Here is a 15,117-nt window from a genome sequence, read left to right as displayed (position 1 = left end):
GAGGCCCGCCTTCTGACACCCGTCCCGGTTGTCGGCGGGGTGCGGCAGGATGGGGCGAATGAGCGAGCAGAGCCCTGCCGAGGACACCCGCGCGGGGTACACGGACGCATTGCCGGAGTACGCCGAGCGGGTCCTGGAGGTCGCCGAGCGGATCCCGCCCGGGCGGGTCATGACGTACGGCGACGTCGCCGAGTGGCTCGAAGAGGGAGGCCCGCGCCAGGTCGGCCGTGTGATGGCCCTCTACGGGGGCGCCGTCCCCTGGTGGCGCGTGGTGCGCGCCGACGGAGTGCTGCTGCCCGGCCACGAGCTGCGCGCGCTCGACCACTACCGCTCGGAGGGCACACCGCTGAAGGAGGCGGGCAGGAGCACCGAGGGCCATCTGCCGCGACTCGACATGCGGCGGGCTCGCTGGGACGGCGGAGCGGACGCGGAGGGTCACACCTGACAGCTTCCGCCATCGGATGCCCTCGGTGGGAACCTGTGGCCCGTACGAGGGACACCGGGGACGTCCGTGGCATGACGTACGTTCGTGAGGTGAGGGACGCACGTGGCGCGAGGGCAGCGAGAGCCGCGAGGGAAGAAGCGGAAGCCCTGCTTCCATCCGATGCGGCGGCGTAGCGTCGGCTGCACGTGTCCCTCTCACCCCGCGGCCACCGCCTCGCACGCGTGACCGCCTGCCCATCAGCACGACCACCAGGACCGGCGAACCACGTGAGCTCCTCTTCCTCCATCAGGCGCCTGCCGCACCCCCCGGTGCGGCAGGGGAACGGTGGCGCTTACCGACTGGTCCGTACCCCGCCGTCCGACGTTGATCCCCCCCGGTTGGACGCCACGCAGCGCGCCGTGGTTGACCACCGGACCGGACCACTGCTCGTCCTCGCAGGCCCCGGCACCGGCAAGACCACCACGCTGGTGGAGTCCGTGGCGGCACGCATCGCGCGCGGCGCCGACCCCGAACGCATCCTGGTGCTGACCTTCAGCCGCAAGGCCGCCGTCGACCTGCGCGACCGGATGGCCCTGCGCATCGGCGCGGCCCGCGCACCCCGGGCGACCACCTTCCACTCGTACTGCTACGCCCTCGTCCGGGCCCACCAGGACAGCGGCCCGTTCGCCGAGCCGCTGCGCCTGCTGTCGGGACCCGAGCAGGACGTCACCGTCCGCGGGCTGCTCGCCGGGCACCCCGAGCTGGAGCGGCTCGGCCTCGACCACGTGCGCTGGCCCGACGAGCTGCGCGCCTGCCTGACCACGCGCGGCTTCGCCGACGAGGTGCGCGCCGTCCTCGCCCGCAGCCGTGAACTGGGCCTGTCACCCGGCGCCCTGGACGCCTTCGCCCGCCGCATCGGCCGCCCCGACTGGCGGGCCGCGGCCGCCTTCCTCGCCGAATACCTCGACGTGCTCGACCTGCAGGGCGTCCTCGACTACGCGGAACTGGTCCACCGCGCGGTGCTGCTCGCCCGCCGCCCGGAGGTCGCAGCCCGCCTCTCCGCCCGGTACGACGCCGTGTACGTCGACGAGTACCAGGACACCGACCCCGCCCAGGTACGGCTCCTGCACGCCCTGGCCGGCGGCGGGCACACCCTGGTCGCCTTCGGCGACCCCGACCAGTCGATCTACACCTTCCGCGGCGCCGACGTGAACGGCATCCTGGACTTCCCCGCGGCCTTCCCGCGCACGGACGGCCGCCCGGCCCCGGTCGAGGTGCTGCGTACCTCCCGCCGCTCCGGCGCCGCCCTGCTGGCCGCCACCCGCCTGATCACCCGGCGCATGCCGCTGCCCCGGCTGCCCGCCGAGAAAGTGCGCGCCCACCGCGAACCGTCCGCCGTACGCGACGGCGGCCGCATCGAGGTCTACACGTACCCCACGTCCGGCACGGAAGTGGACAACATCGCCGACATCCTGCGCCGCGCGCACCTGGAGGACGGCGTCCCCTGGAGCGACATGGCCGTTCTGGTGCGCGCCGGCTCCCGGACCATCCCGACGCTGCGCCGCGCCCTCACCGCGTCCGGCGTCCCGCTGGACATCGACGGCGACGACCTGCCCCTGCGCCACGAGCCGGCGGTGGCACCCCTGCTGACGGCCCTCAGAGCTGTCGCCACGGCCGAGGCCGCCGTGCGTCCGCACGCGGAAGCGGCAGTGTCCGTCGAGGTGGAGGGGGCCACGGCGCAGACCGCCGGGCGTGCGCGCGCGGCAGTGTCCGGTGCGGGGGAGGGGCTCACGGCGGAGACCGACCGGCGTGCGCGCGCGGAGGTGTCCGGCGAGCCGGAAGAGCCCACGGCCGAGACCACCGCCCGGCGACCCGCTGGAGAGGCGGCCGACGAGGCCGGGGAGCCGTCGGGGGAGGCCGCCCGGCGTCCCCCTGAGGAGGTGCCCGGCGAGACCGGGGAGTCCGCAGTGCTTGAAGCCGCCGCGCAGGCGCACGCCGACGAGCCGGCCGCCGACACGCACTGGCTCGACGCCGAGACCGCCCTCACCCTCCTCACCTCCCCCCTGGCGGGCATGGACACCGCCGATCTGCGCCGCCTCGGGCGTGCCCTGCGCGAGGAGGAGCGGGCCGCAGGGAACCCCCTGCCACCGCCCTCCGACGAACTGCTCGCGCAGGCGCTCGCCGAACCCGAGCGCCTCGTGACGCACGACCCCGCGTACGCGCGCGGAGCGCAGCGCCTCGGCGCGCTGCTCCGCAAAGCCCGCGAACGCCTCGCCGACGGCGGCACGGCCGAGGAGGCACTGTGGGACCTGTGGGACGGCACACCCTGGCCCGCACGTCTGGCACGGGCCGCCCGGCGCGGCGGCGCCGCCGGCCGCAACGCCGACCGTGACCTCGACGCGGTCTGCGCGCTGTTCGCCACCGCCGCGCGCGCGGAGGAGCGCACCGGAGGCCGCGGCACCCTCAACTTTTTGGAGGAGATCGAGGCCGAGGACATCGCCGCCGACACCCTCACGCGCCGCGCCGTACGCCCCGACGCCGTCCGTCTGATGACCGCACACCGCGCCAAGGGCCTGGAATGGCGGCTGGTCGTCGTCGCCGGCGTCCAGGAAGGCCTGTGGCCCGACCTGCGCCGGCGCGGCTCCCTCCTGGAAGCCGACCGCATCGGCCGCGACGGACTCGCCGAACCGCTCACCCCGGGCGCGCTGCTCGCCGAGGAGCGCCGCCTGTTCTACGTGGCCGCCACGCGCGCGCGTGAGCGTCTCGTGGTGACCGCGGTGAAGGCACCGGCCGACGACGGCGACCAGCCCTCCCGTTTCCTGACCGAACTGGGCGTCGAACCCCGCGACGTCACCGGGCGCCCCCGCCGCCCGCTGTCCGTGGCCGCGCTCGTCGCCGAGCTGCGCGCCACCACCGTGGACCCGCGCGCCTCGGCGGCCCTGCGCGAGGCGGCCGCCCGCCGCCTGGCCCGGCTCGCCGCGCTGGCCGACGAGGACGGCCGCCCACTGGTGCCGTCCGCCCACCCCTACCGCTGGTGGGGCATGTTCGAGCCGACCGAGAGCAAGGTGCCGCTGCGCCACCGCGACCAGCCCGTCGTGCTCTCCGGCAGCGCCCTGGACCAGCTCGCCAACACCTGCGCACTGCAGTGGTTCCTGGGCCGCGAGGTGAAGGCCGACGCACCCGCCACCACCGCCCAGGGCTTCGGCAACGTCGTCCACGTCCTCGCCGACGAGGTCGCCTCCGGCCGCACCCCGGCCGACCTCGACGTGCTGATGGAACGCCTGGAGTCGGTGTGGAACGCGCTCGCCTTCGACGCGCCCTGGAAGTCGGCCCAGGAGAAGGACAACGCGCGCGTGGCGCTGGAACGCTTCCTGAACTGGCACGTACTGGACCGCACCGGCCGCACCTCGGTGGCCAGCGAGCAGGACTTCGACATCACCCTCGCCGCGGGCGACTACGAGGTGCGCATCCGCGGCCAGATGGACCGCGTCGAGGCGGACGGCGACGGCCGGGCCTACGTCGTGGACTTCAAGACCGGCAAGCAGGCGCCCAGCGGCGCCGAGGTCGCCCGCCATCCGCAGCTCGCCGTGTACCAGCTCGCCGTCCGCGAGGGCGCCGTCGACACCGCCTTCGACGGCGTGCGCCCCGAAACGGGCGGCGCCGAACTGGTGCACCTCAGGCAGGGCGCTGCCAAGCGGGACGGCGGCGAGCACCTGCCCAAGGTGCAGGGTCAGGAGCCGCTGGCGGGGGAGTGGGCCGGCGAGCTGCTCGCCACCGCCGCCGGGAAGGTCCTCGACGAGAGGTTCACACCGAGCGCCGGCCAGCACTGCACGCACTGCGCGTTCCGCGCCTCGTGCAGCGCGCGGCCCGAAGGCCGGCACGTGATCGAGTGACCTGTGCCATCCGGGAGAGGCGCGGGTGACGTACGGCACCACATGCGTTGACCTGCGTTTCTTCCTCCCCGTGCGGTCGATCCGTCCTCGACTGTCAGTGCCCGCCGCTAGCCTCTGTCGACATGCCCGCCCGTATCACCGACCCCGAGCAGCTCAAAGAGCTCCTCGGTATCCCGTTCACCCCGGAGCAGACGGCCTGCATCACCGCGCCGCCCGCCCCGCAGGTGATCGTGGCCGGAGCCGGCTCGGGCAAGACGACCGTGATGGCGGCCCGCGTGGTCTGGCTGGTCGGCACCGGACAGGTCGCCCCCGAGCAGGTGCTCGGCCTGACCTTCACCAACAAGGCCGCCGGTGAACTCGCCGAGCGGGTCCGCAAGGCGCTGATCAAAGCCGGTGTGACCGACCCCGAGGCCATCGACCCGGACAACCCGCCCGGCGAGCCGGTCATCTCGACGTACCACGCCTTCGCCGGCCGTCTGCTGACCGACCACGGCCTGCGCATCGGCCTCGAACCCACCACCCGGCTGCTGGCCGACGCAACCCGCTACCAGCTCGCCGCGCGCGTGCTGCGCGAAGCCCCCGGCCCCTACCCGGCGCTCACCCGCTCCTTCGCCGACCTCGTCAGCGACCTGCTCGCCCTCGACTCCGAACTCGCCGAACACCTCGTGGACCCCGCCCGGCTGCGCGCCTGGGACACCGGCCTGCTGCACACCCTGGACGGCGCCAAGCTCACCAACGCCGACCTGCGCAAGGTCCCCGAAGCCGCTGCCGCCCGCCGCGAACTCGCCGACCTCGTCGTGCGCTACCGGGCCGCCAAGCGCGAACGGGACCTGCTCGACTTCGGCGACCAGATCGCCCTGTCCGCCCGACTCGCCGCCATCCCCGACGTGGGCCGGCTGCTGCGCGAGGAGTTCCGCGTGGTGCTCCTGGACGAGTACCAGGACACCTCCGTGGCCCAGCGCGTCCTGCTGTCGGGCCTGTTCGGCGGCGGCACGGGCCACCCGGTGACCGCAGTGGGCGACCCCTGCCAGGCCATCTACGGCTGGCGCGGCGCCTCCGTCGCCAACCTGGACGACTTCCCCGAGCACTTCGCCCACGCCGACGGCCGCCCCGCCACCCGCCGGGCGCTCAGCGAGAACCGCCGCAGCGGCGGCCGCCTCCTCGACCTCGCCAACGGCCTCGCCGAGCCGCTGCGCGCCCTGCACGCGGGTGTGGAGGCCCTCCGCCCGGCCCCCGGCGCCGAACGCGACGGCACGGTCCGCTGCGCCCTGCTGCGCACCCACGCCGAGGAGACCGCCTGGATCGCCGACTCCATCGCCCACCTCGTCCGCACCGGCAAGGCCCCCGCAGAGATCGCCGTACTGTGCCGCACGGCGACCGACTTCGCCGAGATCCAGGCTGCCCTCGTCGCCCGTGACATCCCCGTCGAGGTGGTCGGCCTGTCCGGGCTGCTGCACCTGCCCGAGGTCGCCGATCTCGTCGCCGTCTGCGAAGTACTCCAGGACCCCGGGGCCAACGCTTCCCTGGTCCGCCTGCTGACCGGCCCGCGCTGGCGCATCGGCCCCCGCGACCTCGCCCTCCTGGGCCGCCGCGCCCGCCTGCTGGTCTCCCACGCGCGCGTGGGGGACACCGACGATCCCGACCGCCGGCTCGCCGAGGCCGTCGAAGGAGTCGACCCGTCCGAGGTGATATCCCTCGCGGACGCCCTGGACACGTTCCTGGAAAGCCCCCTGGACGAGTACGGGGACGACGACGGCCTGCCGTTCTCCCCGGACGCGCGCGTGCGCTTCGCCCGCCTCGCCGCCGAACTGCGCGACCTGCGCCGTTCCCTGTCCGACCCGCTCATGGACGTCCTGCACCGCATCCTCACGGTCACCGGCCTGGAGGTGGAGCTGTCCGCCTCCCCGCACGCCCTGGCCGCCCGCCGCCGCGAGACCCTCTCCAACTTCCTGGACGTCGCCGCCTCCTTCGCCGCCGGCGACGGCGAGGCCACCCTGCTCGCCTTCCTCGGCTTCCTGCGTACCGCCGCCCAGTACGAGAAGGGCCTCGACAACGCCCTGCCCGGCGGCGAGAACACCGTCAAGGTGCTCACCGCACACAGGTCCAAGGGCCTGGAGTGGGACGTCGTCGCCGTTCCCGGCCTGGTCAAGGGCACCTTCCCGAGCGCGCAGGGCCGCGAGAAGTGGACCGCGCAGGCCAAGGTGCTGCCGCACGCCCTGCGCGGCGACAGCGACACCCTGCCCGACGCCGACACCTGGGACCCCCGGGGCATGAAGGCCTTCCACGAGGCCATGAAGGAGCACCAGCACACCGAGGAGCTCCGTCTCGGCTACGTCACCTTCACCCGTCCCCGCTCCCTCCTTCTCGGCTCCGGCCACTGGTGGGGGCCCAGCCAGAAGAAGCCCCGCGGGCCCTCCGACTTCCTCCAGGCCCTCCACGACCACTGCGCCGCCGGGTTCGGTGAGATCGAGGCGTGGGCCGACGAGCCCGCCGAGGACGAGGAGAACCCGGCCCTGCACACGGCCACCGCCGACCAGGTGTGGCCGCTGCCCCTGGACGACGCGGCCCTGGCCCGTCGCCGCGCGGCCGCCGAGACCGTCCTCGCCCACCTGGAGACCTTGGACACCCTGGCCGCCCGGCAGGACGGCCGCCCGCCCGCCGCCCACGACCCCGACACGTTCGACGACCCCGACTGGCCGGCACCGCCGGACGACGAGGATCCGTACGCGGGGGAGTTCCCGTACGACGAGGGCGACCCCTACGGGGAGGACTTCGCGTACGGCGAGGACGGCCCGTACGGCGAGGACGGCCCGTACGGCGAGGACGGCCCGTACGGCGAGGACGGCCCGTACGGCGAGGACGGCCCGTACGGCGACGACAGCCCGTACAGCGAGGACAACCCGTACAGCGACGACAGCCCGTACAGCGACGAAGGTCTGCACGGCGAGGAGGGCAAGGACGGCCCGTACGGTAAGGACGGCCCGTACGGCCAGGACTTCGTGCGCGACAAGGAGTCGCACGCCCGGAGCCCTCATGCCCAGAGCCCGTACACCGAAGGCGCCGCCGCCCACGCGGAAGAGCCCGGAGACCAGGACTCCTGGAGTGCTGAGCGGCCGACCGTTCCCCACCAGGCGCCGCCCCCCGCGGAACCCGGCCGTCCCCGGCACCACACCGGCGAGGCCACCCCGGACATCACCCCGGAGGAGGCCCGCACCATCGCTTCCTGGGACCGCGACCTCGACGCGCTCACCGGCGAGCTGCTCCGCGCCCGGCAGAGCGTCACGGACGTCCCCCTGCCCGCCACCCTGACCGCCACCCAGCTGCTGCTCCTCGCCGAGGACCCGGACGGGCTCGCACAGGAACTCGCGCGCCCCATGCCACGCCCCCCACAGCCCTCCGCGCGCCGGGGCACCCGGTTCCACGCCTGGGTCGAAGCGCGCTTCGAGGAACTGACGCTGCCCATGCTGGAGCCGGACGAGCTGCCCGGCCGCGAAGCGGAGATCGCCGACGAACGCGACCTGGATGCCCTCAAGGAGGCCTTCGAGCGCACCGAGTACGCCCACCGCACCCCCTACCGGGTCGAGGAGCCCTTCCAGCTCACCCTCGCCGGCCGGGTCGTACGCGGCCGCATCGACGCCGTCTACAAGAACGGCGACGGCCACACCGCGACCTACGAGATCGTCGACTGGAAGACCAGCCGCACCCGCACCGCCGACCCGCTCCAGCTCGCCGTCTACCGGCTGGCCTGGGCCGAGCAGCAGCGCGTACCGACCGAATCGGTCACGGCCGCCTTCCTGTACGTACGCAGCGGCGAGGTCGTACGACCCGAGGGCCTGCCGGACCGATCCGCCCTGGAGCGGCTGCTCACGGGTGACAACCCGGGCGACACGGAAGCGGCACGCGAGGCAAGCCAAGTGTGACGAACCGCCCCCCGAGGATGTCGGCGCGGGCCGATAGGCTCGTGAGCATGAGCCAGACCCCGGACAGCGCTGTCCGCACGTACATCGAGCAACACCGCGCCGCCTTCCTCGACGACCTCGCCGCATGGCTGCGCATCCCCTCCGTGTCGGCCCAGCCCGACCACGCGCCCGACGTACGGCACAGCGCCGACTGGCTCGCCGCCAAACTCAAGGAGACCGGTTTCCCCACCGCCGAGATCTGGCAGACCCCGGGCGCCCCGGCCGTCTACGCCGAATGGCCCTCGGGCGCCCCCGACGCACCCACCGTCCTCGTCTACGGCCACCACGACGTGCAGCCCGCCGCCCGCGAGGACGGCTGGGACAGCGAGCCCTTCGAACCCGTCATCCGCGAAAACCGCCTCTACGCGCGCGGTGCGGCCGACGACAAGGGCCAGGTGTTCTTCCATACGCTCGGCGTCCGCGCCCACCTCGCCGCCACCGGCCGCACCGCCCCCGCCGTCAACCTCAAGCTGCTGGTCGAAGGCGAGGAGGAGTCCGGCTCCCCGCACTTCCGAAGCCTCGTCGAGGAGCACGCCGAACGGCTCACCGCCGACGCAGTGATCGTCTCCGACACCGGCATGTGGTCCGCGGACACCCCGACCGTCTGCACCGGCATGCGCGGCCTCGCCGAGTGCGAGATCCGGCTGCACGGCCCCGACCAGGACATCCACTCCGGTTCCTTCGGCGGCGCCGTCCCCAATCCGGCCACCGCCGCCGCCCGCCTCGTGGCAGCCCTGCACGACGAGCACGCGCGCGTGGCGATCCCCGGCTTCTACGACGGCATCGTCGAGCTGACCGACCGCGAACGCGAACTCTTCGCCGAGCTGCCCTTCGACGAGGAGCAGTGGCTGCGCACCGCAAAGTCGTACGCCACCCACGGCGAGGCCGGGCACACCACCCTGGAGCGCATCTGGGCCCGCCCGACCGCCGAGGTCAACGGCATCGGCGGCGGCTACCAGGGCCCCGGCAGCAAGACGATCATCCCGTCCTCGGCGATGGTGAAGCTGTCCTTCCGGATGGTCGCAGGCCAGGACCCCGCCCACATCGAAAAGGCCGTCCGCGCCTGGGCCGCCGAGCAGGTACCCGCCGGGATCCGGCACGAGATCAGCTTCGGCTCCGCCACGCGCCCGTGCCTGACCCCGCTCGACCACCCCGCGCTGCAGTCGGTGGCCCGTGCCATGGGCCGAGCCTTCCAGGGCCCGGTCCGCTTCACCCGTGAAGGCGGCTCCGGACCCGCCGCCGACCTCCAGGAGGTCCTCGGCGCCCCCGTCCTCTTCCTGGGCATCTCCGTCCCCTCCGACGGCTGGCACGCCCCCAACGAGAAGGTCGAGCTCGACCTCCTCCTCAAGGGCGTCGAGACCAGCGCCTACCTGTGGGGCGACCTCGCCGAGAACTGGCGTCACGCCCCCTGACCAGCAGCCGCCGTACGGGACGGCACCGCGCGCGGCACACTGGAAAACCGCCCCGCACGCCCCGCCCACGCCCGGCACGGTGCCCACCCGTCCTAGTCCCGCCTAACCGCCCGCCGAAACGAACCGTTCCACTGGGGGAGTTGGAAGCACCCGTGACCACCTGGACCGACCACACCGCAGACCGACCCATCTCGCTGACCGCCCCGAGCGGCATCGACCGCGCCGCCCACCACCGGCTCGACGAGGCCTGGCTCGCGGCGGCGTGGAGCCACCCCACAACCCGCTGCTTCGTGGTCTCCGGCGGCCAGGTGCTCATCGACGAGACGCCCGACGGCCGGACCGAACTCGTCATGACCCCCTCCTTCGAGGCGCCGCTCACCGAGGCCCACCGCTACTTCCTCGGCATCGACGAGGAAGGCGTCAGCTACTTCGCCCTCCAGAAGGACTCCCTGCCCGGCCGCATCGACCAGTCCGCGCGCCCCGCAGGCCTGCGCGAGGCCGGACTGCTCCTGTCCCCGCGGGACGCAGGCCTCATGGTGCACGCGGTCGGCCTGGAGAACTGGCAGCGCACCCACCGCTTCTGCTCCCGCTGCGGCGAGCGCACGGTCATCGCCGCCGCCGGCCACATCCGCCGCTGCCCCGCCTGCGGAGCCGAGCACTACCCGCGCACCGACCCGGCGGTGATCATGGCCGTCACCGACGAGGACGACCGGATCCTGCTCGGCCGCCAGGTCCACTGGCCCGAGGGCCGCTTCTCCACGCTCGCCGGCTTCGTCGAGCCCGGCGAGTCCATCGAGCAGTCGGTACGCCGCGAGGTCTTCGAAGAGGTCGGCGTCACCGTCGGGCCGGTCGAATACGTCGCCAGCCAGCCGTGGCCCTTCCCGTCCAGCCTCATGCTGGGCTTCATGGCCCGCGCCACCTCCACCGACATCAACGTCGACGGCGACGAGATCCACGAGGCCCGCTGGTTCTCCCGCGAGGAACTGCACGCAGCCTTCGAATCCGGCGAGGTGCTGCCCCCGTACGGCATCTCCATCGCCGCCCGCCTGATCGAGATGTGGTACGGCAAGCCACTCCCGACCAGGAGCTTCATCTGAACCCGAGCCGACGCACCGGCCGCCGACGCCGCACATCGGAGTGAGGCAGGACACAAGGCGCCGCACGCCGGAGTGAGGCAGGACACAAGGCGCCGCACGGAGTGAGGCAGGACACAAAAAGGGCGGCTCCCGAGGCACCACAGCCCCGGGAGCCGCCTTCCTCCGCACATGCGGAGACTCGTCAGGCGGCGAGCTTCTGCTTCACCTGAGCCAGCGACGGGTTCGTCAGCGTGCTGCCGTCCGCGAAGCGCACGGTCGGAACCGTCTGGTTTCCGCCGTTCGCCTTCTCCACGAACGCGGCAGACTCCGGGTCCTGCTCGATGTTGATCTCGGTGTAGGCGATGCCCTCCCGGTCCAGCTGGCTCTTCAGCCGACGGCAGTAACCGCACCAAGTCGTGCTGTACATCGTCACAGTGCCCTGCATGTCTCTCGCGCTCCTCAGGCAGCTCGGGGAAGGTCGTCCAGGGAGAAAACGTAAGGCATCGGCCGGGCATTCCCACCCGGGGTATCCACCCACCCCTGTGACGCCTGCCGCATTCATACGACTATCAGCACCCGCCTGTGGACAACCGACCCAGCCGTCACGGACGACCTGGCAGCATGGCGGTGTGACAGCAGCAACGCACTCCCCCCTCTTCCCGCAGGCACCGGACACGGCCGACGCGGTGCTCGAAGGGCTCGACCCCGAGCAGCGCGAAGTGGCCACCGCCCTGCACGGGCCGGTGTGCGTTCTGGCCGGAGCAGGCACGGGCAAGACCCGGGCGATCACCCACCGCATCGCCTACGGAGTGCGCGCAGGGATCCTCCAGCCGTCCAGTGTGCTCGCCGTCACCTTCACCAACCGCGCCGCCGGCGAGATGCGCGGCCGCCTGCGCCAGCTCGGCGCCCACGGCGTACAGGCCCGCACCTTCCACTCCGCCGCACTGCGCCAACTCCAGTACTTCTGGCCGAAAGCAATCGGCGGCTCCATGCCCCGGCTCGTCGACCGCAAGATCCAACTCGTCGCCGACGCGGCCGCCGCCTGCAAGATCCGCCTCGACCGGGGCGAGCTGCGCGACGCCACCGCCGAGATCGAATGGTCCAAGGTCACTCAGACCGTACCCGCCGACTACCCCTACGCAGCCGCGAAGGCCGGACGCGAGGCCCCCCGCGACCCGGCGGAGATCGCCCACCTCTACGCGGCCTACGAAGACCTCAAGCGCGACCGGGCCGTCATCGACTTCGAGGACGTCCTGCTGCTGACCGTCGCCGTCCTCCAGGACCGGCACGACATCGCCGAACAGGTCCGCAGCCAGTACCAGCACTTCGTCGTCGACGAGTACCAGGACGTCAGCCCCCTCCAGCAGCGGCTGCTGGAACTGTGGCTGGGCGAGCGCGACAGCCTGTGCGTCGTCGGCGACGCCAGCCAGACGATCTACTCATTCACAGGAGCAACGCCCGACCACCTCCTCGACTTCCGGCTGCGCCATCCCGGCGCCACCGTCGTCAAACTCGTCCGCGACTACCGCTCCACGCCCCAGGTGGTCCACCTCGCCAACGGCCTGCTCGCCCAAGCTCGCGGCCGCGCCGCCGACCACCGGCTCGAACTGGTCTCCCAGCGTGCCGCCGGCCCCGAACCCCTCTACACCGAGTACACCGACGAGCCCGCCGAGGCCGAGGGCGCCGCCCGCCGCATCCGCGAACTGATCGACGCCGGCGTCCCCGCCGCCGAGATCGCCGTCCTCTTCCGCACCAACTCCCAGTCCGAAACCTACGAACAGGCCCTCGCCGACGCCGGCGTCTCCTACCAGCTGCGCGGCGCCGAACGCTTCTTCGACCGCCCCGAGGTGCGCAAGGCCGGCATCGCCCTGCGCGGCGCGGCCCGCTTCGGCGGCAACGACTCCCTGCTCGACGACGCCGTGGACCTGCCCTCACAAGTGCGTGCGGTCCTGTCGGGGGAAGGCTGGACCAGCCAGCCGCCGGCCGGCTCCGGCGCCGTCAGAGAACGCTGGGAGTCCCTGGCCGCCCTGGTCAACCTCGCCCACGACTTCGCCGCGGCCCGGCCGGGAGCAACCCTCGGCGACCTCGTGGCCGAACTCGACGAACGGGCCAACGCTCAGCACGCCCCCACCGTCCAAGGCGTCACCCTGGCCTCCCTGCACGCGGCCAAGGGCCTGGAGTGGGACGTCGTCTTCCTGGTCGGTATCGCCGAAGGCATGATGCCGATCACCTACGCCAAGACCGACGAGCAGGTCGAGGAGGAACGCCGCCTCCTCTACGTCGGAGTCACCCGCGCCCGAGAACGCCTCCACCTCTCCTGGGCCCTGTCCCGCGCACCCGGCGGCCGGCCCAACCGCAGGCCCAGCCGCTTCCTCGACGGCCTGCGCCCCGGCTCCACCGCCACCGTCGGCCACACCGGGACGGCCGCAGCCGGCGGCATCGAACGCGGAACCCGAGCCGGCGCCCCCGCAGTCCGCCGGCGTACCCAGCGCACCCCGGCCCGCTGCCGGGTCTGCGGCCGCACCCTCGCCGACGCGGGCGAAATGAAGCTGATGCGCTGCGAGGACTGCCCCTCCGACATGGACGAGGGCCTCTACGAACGGCTGCGTGCATGGCGAGCCGTTCAGGCCGAACGCAGCGGACAGCCCGACTTCTGCGTCTTCACGGACCGCACCCTGATGGCCATCGCCGAAGCGCGGCCCGACAGCCCGGCCGAACTCTCCCGCATCCCCGGCGTCCTCAGCCGCAAGCTGCAGCGCTACGGCACCGACGTACTGGCCATCTGTGCAGGCCAGGAAGGTATGGAGGGCGACGGGAGCGACTGATACCAACTCGTCGAAAAAATAGTTTGCGCATGCCCCAGCAATCCCCATAGGTTCTAGGCACGGAAGCCGCGGCCTTCTCGAAGGCCGAGTTCCGTGTTGTACTTGCATATCCGAACGGACTGGCTCACCCCAGTCCCCAAGACGCCGAGAGGAGGCGAGTCCAGTGATCAGCATCAAGACCAGCATCAGCAGCAGCGCGGCCAAACTGACCGATCGCTCGGCCGTCTCCACGTGCATTCTCGGCGTCTCGAACCAGGGCACCGGTCTGTCCGGCATCCGTGCCGACCGTCCGGCACCCGCCCTGTCTCTCGCGGGTCTTCCCGTCCGCGAGCGCAATGAGCGACCGACCAAGGCACTGGAAGCGGTAGAGGCGCAGGCACATGCCTATGCCTTTGCGGCGGCCGGTGCCGGATTCCGGAAGCAGACGACGCAGCACCACCTGATGTGGGCCTTCCGTGGGCCAGAACCCTGGAGTGATCCAGCCTGATCGCCGATCAGGCCGGCGCCTTCAGGGCCGCGGAACCCCACCCGGGATCCGCGGCCCTTCTGTTTGCCCCGAACGGGGACGACGGAGCGAAGGGGCCTCGGGACAGGAAAGAACCCGGTACCACGCCGACACCCGGTCAACAGGCCGGACCGACCAGACGAGGAAGACCAACCGTGCAACTCGAAGCGCACGCCCCGTCCGTACCGCCTTCACAGACGATCCCCCCGCCCGGCCTCACGGAGGACTCCACCTTGACCCCCCTCACCGCGCTCACCGCGCTCGACGACGCCATCGAGAACCTCGGCGTACCCGTCCCCTGCCGCTCCTACGACCCGGAGGTCTTCTTCGCCGAGTCGCCGGCGGACGTCGAGTACGCCAAGTCCCTCTGCCGCACCTGCCCGCTGATCGAGGCCTGCCTCGCCGGCGCCAAGGAACGGCGTGAGCCCTGGGGCGTCTGGGGTGGCGAGCTGTTCGTCCAGGGTGTCGTCGTCGCCCGGAAGCGGCCGCGTGGCCGCCCGCGCAAGAACCCGGTCACGGCATGAACACCGCAGGAACGATCGACCGCCCCCTCACGCACGACCCCAAGAAGCAGGCCCCGATGAAGCCGTCCACCAGCGAGCCCGCAGGCTCCGCGACCCCAGACTTCACCACCACCGGCGCGACCGACTCGCGTCAGAACAGGACCCGAGAGATGCAACTCATCCCAGAAGCCCTGGCTCGTGCGCATATGCGCGACCGGCTGCACGAGGCCGACCGGGAACGCCGCGCCATGCGCCTGGCGACCGCCCGGCGGATGCAGCGCCGAGCGGAGCGCGCCTCGCTGCGCGCCCGCCGCGCGCTCGCCATGGCCGTCATGCAGTAATCGAACACACCCGAAGCGGTGGCCTCCCGGTCCAGGGAGGCGAAACCTTCCCCGCGGGGGCCGGTCCGACCGAACCGGCCCGCCCCCCCCGGGGGGTGTGGCGGGCAATACCCCCACCCGCGGGTTATTGTGGGCCGGGGTCGGGTGTTACCCGCGGGAGTGTTGAGGGCGGCGGCACC

10 protein-coding genes are annotated in these 15,117 nt (G+C 72.7%); 9 read left to right on the top strand and 1 reads right to left on the bottom strand.

The genetic code is table 11. From position 1 onward, the window contains the following. Positions 1-58 precede the first annotated feature (58 nt). The 5 genes from AB0H32_RS23035 (at position 59) to nudC (ending at position 10,785) form a co-directional block, all read left to right on the top strand. The gene (locus AB0H32_RS23035; RefSeq protein WP_361123681.1) at positions 59-445 is read left to right on the top strand and encodes an MGMT family protein; all 387 of its coding nucleotides are present in this window, start codon (positions 59-61) and stop codon (positions 443-445) included. Positions 446-753: 308 nt separating this feature from the next. After that, a complete protein-coding gene (locus tag AB0H32_RS23030) occupies positions 754-4,317 on the top strand; it encodes an ATP-dependent DNA helicase (protein WP_361123742.1) in 3,564 nt (1,187 codons plus the stop codon). 122 nt (positions 4,318-4,439) lie between these two features. Further along, the gene (locus AB0H32_RS23025; RefSeq protein ID WP_361123678.1) at positions 4,440-8,237 is read left to right on the top strand and encodes a UvrD-helicase domain-containing protein; all 3,798 of its coding nucleotides are present in this window, start codon (positions 4,440-4,442) and stop codon (positions 8,235-8,237) included. A 47-nt stretch (positions 8,238-8,284) separates the two neighbouring features. Next, positions 8,285-9,688: a dipeptidase gene (locus AB0H32_RS23020; RefSeq protein ID WP_361123675.1), complete on the top strand. Its 1,404-nt coding sequence runs from the start codon at positions 8,285-8,287 to the stop codon at positions 9,686-9,688. 152 nt (positions 9,689-9,840) lie between these two features. Then, the gene (nudC, locus tag AB0H32_RS23015) at positions 9,841-10,785 is read left to right on the top strand and encodes an NAD(+) diphosphatase (RefSeq protein WP_361123672.1); all 945 of its coding nucleotides are present in this window, start codon (positions 9,841-9,843) and stop codon (positions 10,783-10,785) included. Between the two features lie 181 nt (positions 10,786-10,966). On the opposite strand, the gene AB0H32_RS23010 is transcribed toward nudC, so the two are convergent. Further along, a complete protein-coding gene (locus tag AB0H32_RS23010; RefSeq protein ID WP_061924256.1) occupies positions 10,967-11,209 on the bottom strand; it encodes a mycoredoxin in 243 nt (80 codons plus the stop codon). Positions 11,210-11,393: 184 nt separating this feature from the next. On the opposite strand from AB0H32_RS23010, the gene AB0H32_RS23005 reads away from it, so the two are divergent. From AB0H32_RS23005 to AB0H32_RS22990, 4 genes are all read left to right on the top strand, one after another. Then, a complete protein-coding gene (locus AB0H32_RS23005) occupies positions 11,394-13,589 on the top strand; it encodes an ATP-dependent DNA helicase UvrD2 (protein ID WP_361123669.1) in 2,196 nt (731 codons plus the stop codon). A gap of 163 nt (positions 13,590-13,752) precedes the next feature. Beyond that, entirely contained in the window at positions 13,753-14,076 is a 324-nt protein-coding gene (locus AB0H32_RS23000) for a hypothetical protein (protein ID WP_361123666.1), read from the top strand. A gap of 173 nt (positions 14,077-14,249) precedes the next feature. After that, the gene (locus AB0H32_RS22995; protein WP_023546912.1) at positions 14,250-14,618 is read left to right on the top strand and encodes a WhiB family transcriptional regulator; all 369 of its coding nucleotides are present in this window, start codon (positions 14,250-14,252) and stop codon (positions 14,616-14,618) included. Next, on the top strand, positions 14,615-14,938 hold the full coding sequence (locus AB0H32_RS22990) for a hypothetical protein (protein WP_361123663.1): 324 nt from the start codon (positions 14,615-14,617) through the stop codon (positions 14,936-14,938). The genes AB0H32_RS22995 and AB0H32_RS22990 overlap by 4 nt, the downstream gene beginning before the upstream one ends. The last annotated feature ends 179 nt before the right edge of the window (positions 14,939-15,117 follow it).

Source organism: Streptomyces sp. NPDC020362 (assembly GCF_040642095.1).
Taxonomy (GTDB): domain Bacteria; phylum Actinomycetota; class Actinomycetes; order Streptomycetales; family Streptomycetaceae; genus Streptomyces.
This window is presented reverse-complemented; position numbering and strand designations above follow the sequence as displayed.

Coding starts and splice junctions, on each gene's coding strand:
- AB0H32_RS23010 (WP_061924256.1), bottom strand. CDS start 11,209: ATGCAGGGCACTGTGACGATGTACAGCACGACTTGGTGCGGTTACTGC.
- AB0H32_RS22990 (WP_361123663.1), top strand. CDS start 14,615: ATGAACACCGCAGGAACGATCGACCGCCCCCTCACGCACGACCCCAAG.
- AB0H32_RS23020 (WP_361123675.1), top strand. CDS start 8,285: ATGAGCCAGACCCCGGACAGCGCTGTCCGCACGTACATCGAGCAACAC.
- AB0H32_RS23035 (WP_361123681.1), top strand. CDS start 59: ATGAGCGAGCAGAGCCCTGCCGAGGACACCCGCGCGGGGTACACGGAC.
- AB0H32_RS23025 (WP_361123678.1), top strand. CDS start 4,440: ATGCCCGCCCGTATCACCGACCCCGAGCAGCTCAAAGAGCTCCTCGGT.